This window comes from Thermococcus argininiproducens, from assembly GCF_023746595.1.
Taxonomy (GTDB): domain Archaea; phylum Methanobacteriota_B; class Thermococci; order Thermococcales; family Thermococcaceae; genus Thermococcus_A; species Thermococcus_A argininiproducens.
The window spans coordinates 1,588,044-1,600,941 of sequence record NZ_CP080572.1 but is presented as its reverse complement, the minus strand read 5'-3'; the positions used below and the strand labels follow the sequence as shown (position 1 = coordinate 1,600,941).

General features: G+C 38.9%; 17 protein-coding genes. 10 read left to right on the top strand and 7 right to left on the bottom strand.

Going from position 1 to position 12,898, the window contains the following annotated elements:
- Nucleotides 1–93 precede the first annotated feature (93 nt).
- The gene (locus K1720_RS08615) at nucleotides 94–1,221 is read right to left on the bottom strand and encodes an A24 family peptidase C-terminal domain-containing protein (RefSeq protein ID WP_251948629.1); all 1,128 of its coding nucleotides are present in this window, start codon (nucleotides 1,219–1,221) and stop codon (nucleotides 94–96) included.
- A 9-nt stretch (nucleotides 1,222–1,230) separates the two neighbouring features.
- Nucleotides 1,231–1,398, bottom strand: a complete 168-nt coding sequence (locus tag K1720_RS08610; protein WP_167889155.1) for a class III signal peptide-containing protein — start codon at nucleotides 1,396–1,398, stop codon at nucleotides 1,231–1,233.
- A gap of 99 nt (nucleotides 1,399–1,497) precedes the next feature.
- Between K1720_RS08610 and K1720_RS08605 the strand changes: the two genes are divergently transcribed.
- The 3 genes from K1720_RS08605 (at nucleotide 1,498) to K1720_RS08595 (ending at nucleotide 3,610) form a co-directional block, all read left to right on the top strand.
- Complete coding sequence (locus K1720_RS08605) at nucleotides 1,498–1,839, top strand: ASCH domain-containing protein (protein WP_251948625.1); 342 nt, start codon at nucleotides 1,498–1,500, stop codon at nucleotides 1,837–1,839.
- A gap of 1 nt (nucleotide 1,840) precedes the next feature.
- Nucleotides 1,841–2,413 carry an ASCH domain-containing protein gene (locus K1720_RS08600; RefSeq protein WP_251948621.1) on the top strand — a complete coding sequence of 191 codons (573 nt, stop codon included), beginning with the start codon at nucleotides 1,841–1,843 and terminating at the stop codon, nucleotides 2,411–2,413.
- 438 nt (nucleotides 2,414–2,851) lie between these two features.
- Nucleotides 2,852–3,610 carry a TIGR02253 family HAD-type hydrolase gene (locus tag K1720_RS08595; RefSeq protein WP_251948618.1) on the top strand — a complete coding sequence of 253 codons (759 nt, stop codon included), beginning with the start codon at nucleotides 2,852–2,854 and terminating at the stop codon, nucleotides 3,608–3,610.
- 54 nt (nucleotides 3,611–3,664) lie between these two features.
- Here the strand turns inward: K1720_RS08595 and pgsA are convergent, their stop codons facing one another.
- The 3 genes from pgsA to K1720_RS08580 are packed head-to-tail and all read right to left on the bottom strand — an operon-like array spanning nucleotide 3,665 to nucleotide 6,368.
- Nucleotides 3,665–4,225, bottom strand: coding sequence for an archaetidylinositol phosphate synthase (gene pgsA / locus K1720_RS08590; protein WP_251948615.1), 561 nt, complete (start codon nucleotides 4,223–4,225; stop codon nucleotides 3,665–3,667).
- Nucleotides 4,219–4,761 (bottom strand): tRNA (cytidine(56)-2'-O)-methyltransferase, encoded by a 543-nt coding sequence (locus K1720_RS08585; RefSeq protein WP_251948614.1) that lies wholly within the window; start codon nucleotides 4,759–4,761, stop codon nucleotides 4,219–4,221. Before K1720_RS08585 ends, pgsA begins: the two co-directional genes overlap by 7 nt.
- Nucleotides 4,758–6,368: a COG1470 family protein gene (locus K1720_RS08580; RefSeq protein ID WP_251948611.1), complete on the bottom strand. Its 1,611-nt coding sequence runs from the start codon at nucleotides 6,366–6,368 to the stop codon at nucleotides 4,758–4,760. Before K1720_RS08580 ends, K1720_RS08585 begins: the two co-directional genes overlap by 4 nt.
- A 55-nt stretch (nucleotides 6,369–6,423) precedes the next feature.
- Here K1720_RS08580 and K1720_RS08575 point away from each other — a divergent pair, with 55 nt between their 5' ends.
- From K1720_RS08575 to K1720_RS08565, 3 genes are all read left to right on the top strand, one after another.
- Complete coding sequence (locus K1720_RS08575; protein ID WP_251948609.1) at nucleotides 6,424–7,200, top strand: (R)-S-adenosyl-L-methionine hydrolase; 777 nt, start codon at nucleotides 6,424–6,426, stop codon at nucleotides 7,198–7,200.
- Nucleotides 7,197–7,763 carry a nicotinamide-nucleotide adenylyltransferase gene (locus K1720_RS08570; protein ID WP_251950659.1) on the top strand — a complete coding sequence of 189 codons (567 nt, stop codon included), beginning with the start codon at nucleotides 7,197–7,199 and terminating at the stop codon, nucleotides 7,761–7,763. The genes K1720_RS08575 and K1720_RS08570 overlap by 4 nt, the downstream gene beginning before the upstream one ends.
- A gap of 89 nt (nucleotides 7,764–7,852) precedes the next feature.
- Complete coding sequence (locus K1720_RS08565) at nucleotides 7,853–8,323, top strand: hypothetical protein (protein ID WP_251948606.1); 471 nt, start codon at nucleotides 7,853–7,855, stop codon at nucleotides 8,321–8,323.
- Here K1720_RS08565 and K1720_RS08560 read toward each other — a convergent pair.
- On the bottom strand, nucleotides 8,304–9,467 hold the full coding sequence (locus tag K1720_RS08560) for an MFS transporter (RefSeq protein WP_251948604.1): 1,164 nt from the start codon (nucleotides 9,465–9,467) through the stop codon (nucleotides 8,304–8,306). The two genes, K1720_RS08565 and K1720_RS08560, sit on opposite strands and share 20 nt — an antisense overlap.
- A 65-nt stretch (nucleotides 9,468–9,532) precedes the next feature.
- Between K1720_RS08560 and K1720_RS08555 the strand changes: the two genes are divergently transcribed.
- From K1720_RS08555 to K1720_RS08540, 4 genes are all read left to right on the top strand, one after another.
- On the top strand, nucleotides 9,533–10,231 hold the full coding sequence (locus tag K1720_RS08555) for a DNA alkylation repair protein (RefSeq protein ID WP_251948601.1): 699 nt from the start codon (nucleotides 9,533–9,535) through the stop codon (nucleotides 10,229–10,231).
- A 351-nt stretch (nucleotides 10,232–10,582) separates the two neighbouring features.
- Nucleotides 10,583–10,891, top strand: coding sequence for an ArsR/SmtB family transcription factor (locus tag K1720_RS08550; RefSeq protein ID WP_251948598.1), 309 nt, complete (start codon nucleotides 10,583–10,585; stop codon nucleotides 10,889–10,891).
- Nucleotides 10,888–11,178 carry a hypothetical protein gene (locus K1720_RS08545; RefSeq protein ID WP_251948595.1) on the top strand — a complete coding sequence of 97 codons (291 nt, stop codon included), beginning with the start codon at nucleotides 10,888–10,890 and terminating at the stop codon, nucleotides 11,176–11,178. The genes K1720_RS08550 and K1720_RS08545 overlap by 4 nt, the downstream gene beginning before the upstream one ends.
- Nucleotides 11,179–11,365: 187 nt before the next feature.
- On the top strand, nucleotides 11,366–11,599 hold the full coding sequence (locus K1720_RS08540; RefSeq protein ID WP_251948592.1) for a hypothetical protein: 234 nt from the start codon (nucleotides 11,366–11,368) through the stop codon (nucleotides 11,597–11,599).
- A 108-nt stretch (nucleotides 11,600–11,707) separates the two neighbouring features.
- Here the strand turns inward: K1720_RS08540 and K1720_RS08535 are convergent, their stop codons facing one another.
- Nucleotides 11,708–12,895 (bottom strand): MFS transporter, encoded by a 1,188-nt coding sequence (locus K1720_RS08535; protein ID WP_251948590.1) that lies wholly within the window; start codon nucleotides 12,893–12,895, stop codon nucleotides 11,708–11,710.
- Nucleotides 12,896–12,898 lie beyond the last annotated feature (3 nt).

Sequence of the window (12,898 nt, the reverse complement as noted above, 5' to 3'; positions counted from 1 at the left end):
CATTGTCAGCAAAGCAAAAGCTCATCATCCCTTTGCAAATGGATTAATTATCTTGAATAACAGTACTTAGACATGACTTAAAAATTTTAATCCTCACAGACCATTGGTTTTCAGCAATAACAACCAAAACAGATCTCCATAGAATATTGAAATTAGGAATCCCAGAAAGAGAGCAGGTGCAAAGGGCATTGCTTTTCTGATTAAAAACTCGTTTTCAAGTTTTCCTTCTTCTACAAGTCTCCTTAGAGTTTCGATATTTTCCTTGGTGAGTCCCTCAGCAGTAGGAGAAGCAATTAATTTGTTATATTCTATTTTCAGTGCCTTCATGTTCATGGTTTTTAAAGCCCTGAAGATTTTATCAAGGGAACTTTCTCTATCCCTGTGAATTTCTCCGTTTTTTTCATATATCCACTCTCCAAGAATGTCCCATTCCTTGAGTTCATCTACAGTAACTTTCTTTGTTAATACTTCGATTCGAAGAGTACTTATAAGAGAGAAGAATATCTTAAATAAATAGAACATTAAGGCGATCCTTAAGTAGGTATAAATAACTTCTGGAGTATTAAACACTATCTCATAGATTAAAAGGCCAGCTCCGATAAGATCGCCAATTTTTTCAAGTTTTGCCAGTACTAATATCGTTGCTCCCCATATCAAAAGGCTAAAAATCGAGTCTTTGAGGATTGCGAAATTTTGAGTTAGTCTAAGTATAACAAATGCTCCCGAAACCCAAAGAGCGAACTCAAATGACCTAGACCATTTCTCAACAAAGATTTTTTTCAGTTGAGAAGTCTTTTTGTTCTTTACAAGCATTGCTAGCGAATACACAAGGATGAACGGGAATATGACTAAAATACTATTCAACAAGAGAGTCACTGCATGGAGAGGATAAGCCATAGAGTAAGGAGGGACAATTTTTGCATATCGTGATGCATACGGAAAAAGAGCGGAATATCCCATTAAGATCACAACATCTCCGCTTGCCCATCCACCCATAAGGTATAGGAGATAACCCAATAAAAAGCCACTTCCCAGGCCTATTATGCCAGAGAGTGCATAAAATGTATCATGTTCTACTAAAAACCCTTGATATAGATAGTAAAGGATTCCAAATCCTGCAATTGGAAAAACATGTTTGTCATCGATAAATCCAGTTTTGGCGTCTGTATAAGAAGTGAGAATTCCCATAATAACCCCCAGAGCTACTAAAAGAAGCTCCATTAAATCACCTCACAATGTTTCGAGAATTTTGTCTTTGATAGTGTCAACATATTCGCTAACTGAGGAATTTATGGCGCGGACGCTACTGAAGATAACTCTTATTGTGACCATAACAAGTATAAGAACTGCAGCCAGTATGAAGAGATACTCAAGCGCGCTCTGGGCTTTTCTTAACATTTCTTTTCCACCTAATATATTTAGGTATCAAATGATTTAAAGCTTTTCATTTTCTGTGCAACCTTTTTAAATGCTCTCTCCTATCAAATTCGAGGTGCCATGAAAGTTTACAAACTTTATGTAAGAGATGAATATCTAGAAGTGATAAAAAACGGAGCAAAGAAGATAGAGGTTAGGGTGGCCTATCCTCAACTTAAAAATATCAAGCCCAGAGATAAGATACTTTTTAATAATGAAGTTCCTGCGGAGGTAGTTTCTGTTAAGAAATATGAAACTTTTAGGCAAGTTTTGAGAGAAGAACCTTTGGAAAAAATTTTTCCTGATAAACCAAGCTTTGAACAAGCTCTAAAAAGACTCCACAATATGTACCCAAAATGGAAAGAAAATCGTTATGGAGTGATTGCGATAAAATTCCGTCTCCTTGCTCCGAGGAGGGAGTAAAGTGAGAAATTTAAAATTTGATGGTAAATATAAAGATCTTATTCTCAATAGGAAAAAGAGGAGCACAATAAGAATAGGGCGGAAAATTAACTTGGCTCCAGGAGATGAAGTCCTTATTCATTCTGGAGGATATGTCATTGGAAAGGCTAGAATAAAACGAGTTGAAAGAAAAAAAGTTTGTGAGTTGACGGATGAAGATGCTAAGATTGATGGATTTAAAACTCGGGAAGAGCTTATACGTGCCCTTGAGACCCATTATAAAAATATAACGCCTGAGACAGAAGTAACTGTTGTAGAATTTGAACTTGTTAAGGTCTTGGAGACACCTATTCTTTCTGCAGACTATCCTTATGAGGGGAACAACCCAATAGAGATAGCAGAAAACGCGCTAAGATACCTTGATAACCTAACATTTGAAGAAATTGCATTGTTAAAATTGTTTCTTCATTCGGGAAGTCTCAGAAAAGCAGCCTATAAGCTTGGTGGGCTTGATAAAAGATATAGAATCCGAGAGGTTCTACGAAAGGCTTATGAGGAGCTTAAAAAGAGAGGTTTTATGAGTTCAAAATTATGACCTGTCTTATTTTGATTGAATCTTGAAACATTTAACAACATATACCTTAAAATTTTTATTTCCAATTAATTCAGAAAGACTTTTCTTGAATTCCTCAAGCTCTGCTATGCTATGAAATTCTAGAGGTACTATGAAGTCATATTCTCCATAGGTTAAACTTCCCTCAAATGGTAATTTTTCCAAAACGGCAGCTTTTACATTCCAGATGAGAAGTATTGCCTTGATGTCTATCCCTCCACAATGAAGTCATATTTTCAGTGGTTTTTGATTCTATAAAAATATTTTTTAGTATTCTTTGTTTAGATGTCTGAATTTGATAATTAAGTTGATGATATTCTGTCATTTTTTCAACATCTATTGATAGATGGGACAGAGCCTTGGTATCTTCTGTACTAGAGAATTTTTAAACTAAAGAACTAACTTATACCGGTGATAAACATGATACGAGCAGTATTTTTTGATTTCGTTGGGACTTTGCTCAGCAAAGAATACGAAGACATAACTCACCAAAACATAATAAAGGAAGTCCTTAATAAAAGTAAAGCAGAAAATATAGATGTTCTAAAGTTTTGGGAGGAATATGAGGAACGCACAAGGGAGAAGTTCAAAGAATATGCTGGGATGCCATACAAACCTCTCAGAATGATAGAAGAAGAAATTTTGAGAGCGTTGCTAGAAAAACATGGGTTGGAATTTTCTCCTGATTTTTGGGAGATCCATTTAAGGATGCACCAAAAGTATGGAAAACTTTATGATGAAGTTGTTGAAACTCTTGAAACGCTAAAGAGAGAGGGATATTATATTGGTATTATCACAGATTCTGATAACGATTATCTAAAAGCACAGCTTGAATCCCTTGGGATCATTCATTTATTTGATGGCATAACTACAAGTGAGGAAGCTGGATTCTATAAGCCTCATCCCAGGATATTTGAAGTTGCATTGAAAAAGGCTGGGATTAGAGGTGAAGAAGCCATATATGTAGGGGACAATCCATTAAAGGATTGTGTTGGTGCTAGACAAGTTGAGATGCTGAGTATTCTCCTTGATAAAAAAGGAGAAAGAAAAGAGGCATGGAGGGAATGTGAGTTTGTAATCAGTGATTTAAGGGAGGTATTGGTAATAATTGAAGAGTTAAACGCTGACCTCTCCTGCCCTAAAGAACAAGGCTTGAAAAAAGAAAAAAAGGGTCAGTAACGGCAGGGATCTTCACAAATCCGCTAGCGAAATTTTCATCATCCCGTTTTCTCTTTAGCTTAACCTTTTCTTGGCCTCCCACAGCCGTTGAAAGACAGTTATCCAGGCTAAAATCGCCACTGTGTACACTCCTATATCTACTCTATTGAATAAGGCCGTGATGATTAGTATAAGCAGTCTCTCAGCCCGCTCTGCTATTCCAACAGCAAGGCTACCACTTCCAGCTAATTCTGCTCTACATCTCTCGTAGCTTACTAAGTAAGATCCAATTAATGCAATAACTATAACCTCCCATTCGACCAAGTTCCCATAACCAATTCCAAATAAAACTGCAGCATCGCTTAGCCTATCAAATGTTGAATCTAGAAATGCGCCAAAACGAGAGGTTTTTCCTGTCAATCTTGCTAATGTTCCATCTAAAGCGTCTATAAGAGATCCAAGTAGTAGTATAATAGCAGCGTTTCTTTGGAAACCTTGAGCAAAAAAGTAAGCACCTAAAAGGGAAATAGCGAGTCCAATAAATGTAAGTTGGTTTGGAGTGAGTCCGAGTTTTACCAATGGCTTTACGATAATTTCTAAGTAGTCTTTAATGCTAGACCGGTATTTATTTAACATTGTTCATCTCCTCCCAGAGAGATTACTCTTTTTCCTCTCTCTTGAGGGATTATCTTGACTTTAGCATCTTCGAAATTCTTTCTTAGACCTTTTCCTTCAAGTAATCTGTCTAAAAATACTGCTAATGCTGCAACTTCGCTGTGTGGTTGATTCCCAACGGCAACGTTATAATGGGCTATTTCATAAACCTCTCTAGGAACTTTCTCAGCTCCTACTACGATTAATACGTTTTCTCCTTTCTTCAAATCTTCCTTTATTCTTGGGAGTGCATCATCTATATGGATTCCATACATAGTCAGGTGGACTATTTTTCCTTTCCATTCTCGTAGAAGTCGTCTCCACTGTGGATCAAACTCAATTTCAAATGGGCCTCCCCATCTTTTTGTAACATCCACAACACTTTCGTAAACATGTTCATCTTTCTCCGCAGCTATTATTACCTTATCTGCTCCGAAAGCTCTTGCAGTTAGGGCTACGTGAGTTGTCATTCTTTTGTCTCGTTCTGGTCTGTGTCCAAGTCTAAGAATTGCTATCATTTGTACACCTCCTTTAGGATGTCCCAATATTCTTTAAAGTCTTCTGGCCATGGTTTATCTTTATAAAACTTATAAAGTGCGTCTATGTTTTTAGCAAGATTCTTAGGGGTGGTTTTTTGAAAGATAAGATTTAATTCTTTTTCAGGGGCTGAGGCAAAGAGGAAAAGTGTGAATATACGCTCGTTTTTGTTCATATCAACAAGTACCATTGGGAGTCTTGGTCTTAATAATGGCGAGAGTTTATTATTTACTATTTCCCTTAAATCATTCTCAATATTAGCAAGATATTCTGGAGTTAGGTCTATATGCTCATGACCTTTCATTTCTTCGGGGGCGTGAGCCACTAGGTTATAAGGTCCTTGAGTTAGCATCTGATAGATTTTTGGGAAGTAAGGAGTTGCTAGATACTCTTCTCTGCTTCCGAAGAATCCTCTTTTAAAGTCAATAACATGCCATTTTCCTCCTGAGTAAAACTCAGATATTGGATTCTCTGTACAATCACTTCCATTATACAGTGAAACAACCCTAGCGGGAATGTTAAGGGCTCTTAAGATTCCTGTAAATAGTACTGTGGCTTCTTCATGGCTTATTTCTTTCTTGGAAAGAATAACACTAGGGTTTAGTGAGGTAGTCTGGTTTCCTAAGGAATATTTGGCTGTTATTAAGTTGTATACTTTTTGAGCAGCCTCTATTTCTGACTTAGCTCCTTCTACAGTGGGTAAAGCGATGTTTCTTAAAATCTCCATCTCTACAACTGAGGAGGAATTAAACTTCTCTTTCCAATAGCCATCAACAAGATATTGGAGTTCAATCCAGTAATATTCTTCTCCGTATGCACGTTTAAGCGTCTCTTTATCATACTTCCAAGGTGTCCAAACTATTTTTAAGAATCTATTTTTGAATTCTCTTTTTTCCTGATTACCCTCATTATACGTTATAGAAATGGTTATATACCCTGTTTTAGGCATGTAGGGGGTTTTGAGCATGTATATTACTTTAAGTTGTTCTCCGGGTGGTATATTCTCAGGGATATCAGAACTTTTCACGATTTCCATCCCTTCTAAAAGGTCAAAGGTTATTTCTTTGATTGTCACTGGGGCATTTCCGAGGTTTTCAAATAGTATTTCAAGCTGAAACTCTTTACCTCCTTCAACTTCTGTGGGAGAAACTATCGCAGTATTTAAGATTCCTAATAGTGGTATCTCACTCTCTTTTTCAACTATGTTCATGATAAATTCTTTGTAAAATCCACCCCATGTTCTTTGCAGTTCGTCGATTACTTCAACGGATGCTTTAAGAATATATCTACTTGGATTTTCGGGAGCTTTTATTATCCAAATGAACTCTCTACTTTCTCCAACCTTTAAGGGAGTATTAAACTTTGGAGCTTGAAGGATTTTAAACCCAGGATTGCTCAGGTATAGGTTTACTCCAGTTATCGCAACCTTTCCTGTATTGTTAATCCTTACAATTAAATGAAAAACATCCCCCTCTTTCACAACACTTTTGTCTACTGTTATGTCAACTTTAGCTGGTTCTTTAACCAAACACCCGGAAAAGATTACCAAAAAGATGATGATAAGTGGGATAAGCTTTAGATAACTCATGTTTCTCCCCAAAGTTCTTTTAAGGATGAACCTTAATAATCTTTAGGTGGTCAGAATGATAACTCTAACCACAGACTTTGGCATTAAAGGTCCGTATGTTGGGGAAATGAAGGGGGCAATTTTAACGATAAATCCCGAAGCAAGGATAATTGATATCACTCATTCAATAACCAGACATAGTATTCTTGAGGGATCTTTTGTGATGGAACAGGTTGTAAAGTATTTCCCACCAAACACAATCCACATAGGAGTTATTGATCCGGGTGTTGGGACAGAAAGGAGGGCCATAATAGTGGAAGGGGATCAATTTTTAGTCCTTCCAGATAATGGGCTTGCTACTCTTCCTCTTAAGTGGATAAAACCAAAAGCAGCATATGAGATAAATCTCAAAAAGATAGAGGGAATTATTGGGAGGCCTATAAGCTCAACTTTTCATGGAAGGGATGTCTTTGGCCCAGCTGGAGCATTGCTTGATCTGGGATATGAGCCCTCGAGGCTTGGGAAGGAAATTGACCTTGAAAGAATAGTTAAACTTGACATAGAACCAAAGAAAAAGGATAATTTTTGGATCTTGAAAGTAATTTATATAGATGATTTTGGAAATATTATCCTCAACCTTGAGGATTATGGAAAGCCAGAATATATAAAAATCTTAGGAAAGGAAATCCTTTATCTTGAAACGTATGGAAAGGTCAAACCAGGAGAACTTTTGGCCCTTCCTGGAAGTCATGACTATCTGGAGATAGCTGTAAATCAAGGTTCGGCTGCTGAATTGCTGGAATTGAGGGTGGGGGATGAAGTGGAAGTAGAGCTGGTATATAAGGAGGGATAAAAATGAGGGGTCTTTTTGTTGGTAGATTTCAACCCGTCCATAATGGCCATCTCAAAGCGTTGGAATATGTCTTTGGACAAGTAGAAGAGGTTATAATTGGTATCGGAAGTGCCCAAGTAAGCCACACTTTGAAGAATCCATTTACAGCAAGTGAAAGAATGGAAATGCTCATAAGGGCTCTGGACGAAAAGAACATCCCAAGAGGAAAGTACTTTCTTGTTGCTTTACCGGATATAAACTTTAATTCAATCTGGGCTCCATATGTTGAGGCTATGGTGCCAAAATTTGATGTTGTCTTTACGGGGAATTCTCTCGTGGCACAGCTGTTTAGAGAAAGAGGATACAAAGTTGTGGTTCAACCAATATTTAGAAAAGACATTCTTTCAGCCACTGAAATAAGGAGAAGAATGATAGAAGGGGAGCCATGGGAGGAACTAGTACCAAAGAGTGTTGTGAAGTATATTAAAGAGATAAAGGGTGTTGAGAGAATAAGAATGCTGGCTACAGATTTAGAAAAGAATGAAAAAGAACTTCAAGCCCCTATTAGGATCCCTGAGTTTTGAGCTAACCTCCTCCCCGCCGTGAACGGCGAGACTTTCAAAAGAAAAATGTAATCCCATTAGAGGCAACATCTGGTGTTGAGGGGGTCATCTTGAATAAAAAGAAACTTCTCATGATACCCTATTCCCTTTTTATATTCATTGTAGAGGCTTACCTTGGTATTGGCAACTGGAAAATAGTAGATCTCTACATGACGACAAAGAAAATTGGTAAAGATCCCTGTGTTGAGTTTTATTGTATAACACCCACATGGATATTTGCGTTGGCAATTTTGATTCTTCCTCTCATGATCGGCTACTTTTTGGTCGAACGTTATGAGATTCCGAGAGAACATGCAAAGTCACATCTTCTCTTTGGGCTTATTGTTCTACCTCCAAGTATTTGCACCGAACTTTCAGGTGGTAGCGAACTTATGATCCTTTATACTCTTGCACTTTCCACAGGCCTTAGCTTTCTTCTCCAGCGGAGGCATTATGAAAAACAACTTTTTGACTTGGTTCCTGTTATTATCACCTGGTTTTTCATAGCGTATGTATTGATGATTAAGCCTTGGGCCTGCTGAGCCTGATGAATATCAAGCCAGTTACTATGAAAAGCACAAGACTTGCTGTGTAGGGTAAGGTCGCGTGTAAAGATGCTAGTGCTCCAGCAATAAAAGGTGTAAAAAGCCCAATCAGTCTGCGATAGCTCGTTATCGCCGCATGGAACTCACTGGCCCTTTCCTTGGGAATGAGTTTGAACATCCAGGAGCGATAAAAGGGGAACCAAAGAATATCTCCAAAGTCCCCAATGGCATAAACCAACAATGCTAACCAGAAGGGTGGCGAGAGCGTCATGACGAGGGCATAAACTGCACTAAGGAACATCCCAAAACCAATGACTTGAAATCCCTTCTCTTTTGGAATCCTCTCACTAACATAGGTGGCGATGATCGAGGCTAAACTTGTTGCGAGGGCTATTAGTGTTACCTCGAAGATGGTCTTATGTAGCACAAAGACAACGTAGTTAATTAAAACTATCTCTGGAGCAAGTGCCCATGCTAGGGTTAGTAGTGTTTCAAAGATTAACAGAAGCTTAAACTCACTTACTTTGAACGTGAACTCTTCGGGAGTTATTCTTTCCTCTTTTCTAACCGAAGGAAGAAAGAGCCAGATGTAGGCTATTGTGGGAATTGAGAGCAGGCCGAAGAAAAGAAAGGCAAGCCTATAATGATCAGCAGTATTCCAGACATAACCGAAGATGTATCCTAGGATTGGAAATGTTATAAGCCTGCTTATTTCAGGTAGGCGCAAGTGCCACGCGAATATCTCCTCGTACTTATCTTGAGGATAGATTATCTGCTCGTAGGCCCGATAAAGGGGGTAAAGAACCGTGGAGAGCTTTTCAAACGTTCTGCCAGCAAAGAGCATGAACGGTGCTATAACTCCTTTTGAGAAACCATACAGAAGGTAAGCTATGCCATCTAGAGCATCTATGACGATGAGTCCCTTCTTTATGTCCCAGTGGTTGAAGGCCCTGCCAAGGAGATAGGTGAGCGGAATAGCGATGATATTAACGATTGTAAAGAAGGCTCCAACCTCAAGAACCGAGTAACCGGAGTACATCATGTAGAGAGGTAAAAGTGTCCAAACTATGAGCTGTGGAGCTATGATTGTATGGTATAGCATGTAGGCTTTAGCATCGCGGGGGATTTCACTCCAGCGCATTGGAAGCACCTTCTTGAGATTTATCGTGAAATTTAAATACTTTTGGCAGGACTCTACGACGGGGTATGATAATGATAGAGGATATCCTGGATATTTTGGCATCTTTAGGAGATAAAAGAAATGTTGAAGGCATGAAGAGATTTGGCATAACCTCTTCCTCCAAAATTTTAGGGGTCCCTAAGCCAAAGCTGAGAGAGCTGGCAAGGAAAATTGGCACAGACCATGAGCTTGCCTTGAAGCTGTGGGAATCCAACATCCACGAAGCGCGAATTTTGGCGAGCATGATTGCTGAGCCCGAGAAAGTTGATGAAGACTTAATGGAGTACTGGGTCAAGGACTTTGACAACTGGGACTTGTGTGACCAATGTGTTATGAACCTTTTTTGGAGAACGAAATTTGCATATAAAAAGGCCATTGAGTGGAGTCAAAGAGAAGAGGAGTTTGTGCGGAGGGCAGGCTTTGCTTTAATGGCAAAATTAGCTATTAGCGACAAAAAGGCAAGTGATGAAAAGTTTGAGAAGTTCTTCCCCTACATCTTCGAGGGTGCTAAGGACGAGAGAAACTATGTCAAGAAAGCTGTAAGCTGGGTGTTGAGACAAATTGGAAAGAGGAACTTGTATTTGAACAAAAAAGCCATTGGACTGGCTGAGGAAATTAAAAAATTGGGAACAAAAAGTGCAAGATACATTGCCACGGAAACACTTAGAGAGCTGAGGAGTGAAAAGGTTCAGAGAAGGTTCTTATCTAGAGAAATAGGAGTATAAAAAATTAAAAAAGCCTTTAAATAATCCTAGTTCTAAAATCTATCGCGTCTTTAATTGCCCATGCTTTTACTATCCTCGGATCATCTCGACTCACTTTTTTCCAAAACTTCCAACACTCACAATCAAACATTGTCCTCACCAATTGATAGTAGCATGGTCAAAGTAGAACTAATTAGTGCTCAAAAATAATCAGAATTGACAATTTAGTGTTCTTTTAGTTTACATATTGCTAGAATAAATATGTCATGGGCCACTAAGTGATAGTTAGGGCCTTGGGATTTTAAGGGGTGGAGACTCCCACTTGTTCAGTCACCAAAAAATTTAAGTAATAATTTGATTACATGTTATTAAGTGATAACAGTGGCTCAAGATATTGAAAGACTTGCCAAGAAACTTGACGCACTAGGACACCCCTTGCGACTGAGGATAGTTAGCCTCCTTGCCAGAGAAAATAGGGCCATGTACTTAAATGAGATAGCTAATGCTCTTGAGATAAATAGAGCTCTTGCAAAAGTTCACCTCAAAAAGCTCAAAGCGGCAGGAATCGTCAAGAGCAAGGTTGTGCTTGATGAGGAAAGGGGAAAAGCTCTGAGATTTTATGAGCTTGTACCTTTCGACCTCCATCTCTCACCTGATATCTTGAAGGAGGTGGTGGAATGAGAACCAAAGATGTTGTTATTTTAGCAAGCTGGTTGGCTGCCACTGTGATATCTGCGGTGATAATCCTGAAGGGCGGAACCAGTTATCTAAACCTGGGAATTGCACTGTTACTGTACCTTATGGCTATTGGGGCATCATTTTCCGTGGGCTATTCCCTCTATGACCGGGAAGAGCTGAAGCTTTCAAGTGAAATCTCGTCGCTGAATTCAAGGCTTGAGGAGATTGAAAGGAAAATCAACAGCATAGAAGAGAAGGTTGAAAAGGTGCAGAAGTTTCTGGAGGAGTAATCTTAACATGCTTTATTTGCTTTTAATTCGTTTCTTCTTGCTAAAAATATTTTTAAGGTGTTGGATTTAAGCTTTTTTGATGATAAGGAGAGCAAGAATTGAAGATGAGAATAGTTTGAAAAAATACAGGCTGGAGAACCTCCATGGGAAAACTTTGAAGTTTACCTAAAAGCCATCAGGAACTCTGGTGAGGACATATTTCTTTACGAGGATAAAGGGGAGATTGAACTTTTGCCATTCAATGGGAAAGCTCACATTCATGTTCTTTGGGTGCGAGAAGGATGTAGAGGTGGATACAATACTTCTTGCTGATGAAGGAAGCTGTGTAAATACCGTTGTCTATGGGAAGAGCCTCAACAGAAGAATTGTGAAAGTTGCTGAGTGCCTTGCCAGAAAAATCGGAAAAAGATTATTTCTCTAGGTCTGGATGAACGATTGGAAGATTTTAGAGGAAAAAGGATTTAAGAAAATCGGTAAAGCTGAGTGGATGGAAAAGGTTTTCACTTGAACCACTATTTTAATGTTCTGCTCACGCTTTCTCTTTTGTGAAACCCATCTTTTTGGTGCTATATATCAAGATGAAAAAGCCCATTGTACTCAAAACACCAAGTCCAAACACCCCAGCAGCCAGCGCTAAAACACCAATCTCATGCTCAATCAGCCATGCAAAAGTCAGCTGTGATAGTGGGATTATAAGGGTAGCCAATGAATCAAAAATTCCTTTGTAAGTGCCGAGCTTTTCAAGTGGGATTATCCTCTGAAACAGACTGTCAAAGGAAATGTTTAGAATTTGTCTTCCAAGGTTCAAGAGCAACATTCCAACAAAGAGCAGAACCAACGAAGGCAAACCTAAAAGCAGAACCGCTAGGCTTTCAAGCAACATTCCAATGAGAAGGGGTTTTGAGATTCCAATTTTATGCTTGTAGGCAAAGATGGTTATTCCCGCAGCACCAGCCAGGCTTCCTAGAGTCCCAACTGAGTTGAGCAGACCGTAAACAAATTCCCCTTTGTTAAAGTTTTTGAGAGCATTAAAAACGAAAATCCTTGCTGGAGCCACTGCAAAGTTGAAAACCAGGACTAAAACAATCCCTACAAAAACGATTCTGTGGGAAATTTTAGGTTGAGTTGATTTACTTCCCTCTCCAATTGTCTCTTCTCGCCTCACTGGAACGTTGACATATGGAATGAGAAGCAGAGCCCCAATTAAGAGAAAAAGTGCATCCAAAAGCATAAGCTTAATCCCAAAGAGGTAAGCAAGATAACCCACAACGGGGAACATAAGAAGGGAAGTTACCTCTCCAACGGTTTGCACTTTTGCATTGAGCTTTTGAAGCTCAGACTCCTCAAGAGTCATGGAAGCTATAAGCATAAATCCGAAGTATCTATGAAGAACATCAAGAGCCGAGATCAGTGAAATTAAAATATAAAAGGCCCAAATATTTGAAGCGAACTTTATTATTGTTAGAGCAAAGAAAGACTGAATAAGCAATGCAAGAAAAGCGAGCCTAACTTTTTTCTCAGTCTTATCAAGAAAGCGGCCCATTAAGGGTGGTGCTATGACCCAGGGGAGCATGGAAGCTAAAGAGTAGCCCGCCACGCTAAGAAGCGAGCTGGTCTCGTTGAGGAGATGCCACGGCAAAGCCACTCCTTCTATAGCATCGCCTATGATTCTTATCACTGTTGTGAAAATGAAGAGGTAGTAAAGCCTTGATTTCATCCT

What these genes read in the sequence shown, in the direction of transcription:
- K1720_RS08615 (WP_251948629.1), bottom strand. Translation starts at nt 1,221, where the DNA reads ATGGAGCTTCTTTTAGTAGCTCTGGGGGTTATTATGGGAATTCTCACT.
- K1720_RS08610 (WP_167889155.1), bottom strand. Translation starts at nt 1,398, where the DNA reads ATGTTAAGAAAAGCCCAGAGCGCGCTTGAGTATCTCTTCATACTGGCT.
- K1720_RS08605 (WP_251948625.1), top strand. Translation starts at nt 1,498, where the DNA reads ATGAAAGTTTACAAACTTTATGTAAGAGATGAATATCTAGAAGTGATA.
- K1720_RS08595 (WP_251948618.1), top strand. Translation starts at nt 2,852, where the DNA reads ATGATACGAGCAGTATTTTTTGATTTCGTTGGGACTTTGCTCAGCAAA.
- pgsA (WP_251948615.1), bottom strand. Translation starts at nt 4,225, where the DNA reads ATGTTAAATAAATACCGGTCTAGCATTAAAGACTACTTAGAAATTATC.
- K1720_RS08585 (WP_251948614.1), bottom strand. Translation starts at nt 4,761, where the DNA reads ATGATAGCAATTCTTAGACTTGGACACAGACCAGAACGAGACAAAAGA.
- K1720_RS08580 (WP_251948611.1), bottom strand. Translation starts at nt 6,368, where the DNA reads ATGAGTTATCTAAAGCTTATCCCACTTATCATCATCTTTTTGGTAATC.
- K1720_RS08575 (WP_251948609.1), top strand. Translation starts at nt 6,424, where the DNA reads ATGATAACTCTAACCACAGACTTTGGCATTAAAGGTCCGTATGTTGGG.
- K1720_RS08560 (WP_251948604.1), bottom strand. Translation starts at nt 9,467, where the DNA reads ATGCGCTGGAGTGAAATCCCCCGCGATGCTAAAGCCTACATGCTATAC.
- K1720_RS08555 (WP_251948601.1), top strand. Translation starts at nt 9,533, where the DNA reads ATGATAATGATAGAGGATATCCTGGATATTTTGGCATCTTTAGGAGAT.
- K1720_RS08545 (WP_251948595.1), top strand. Translation starts at nt 10,888, where the DNA reads ATGAGAACCAAAGATGTTGTTATTTTAGCAAGCTGGTTGGCTGCCACT.
- K1720_RS08535 (WP_251948590.1), bottom strand. Translation starts at nt 12,895, where the DNA reads ATGAAATCAAGGCTTTACTACCTCTTCATTTTCACAACAGTGATAAGA.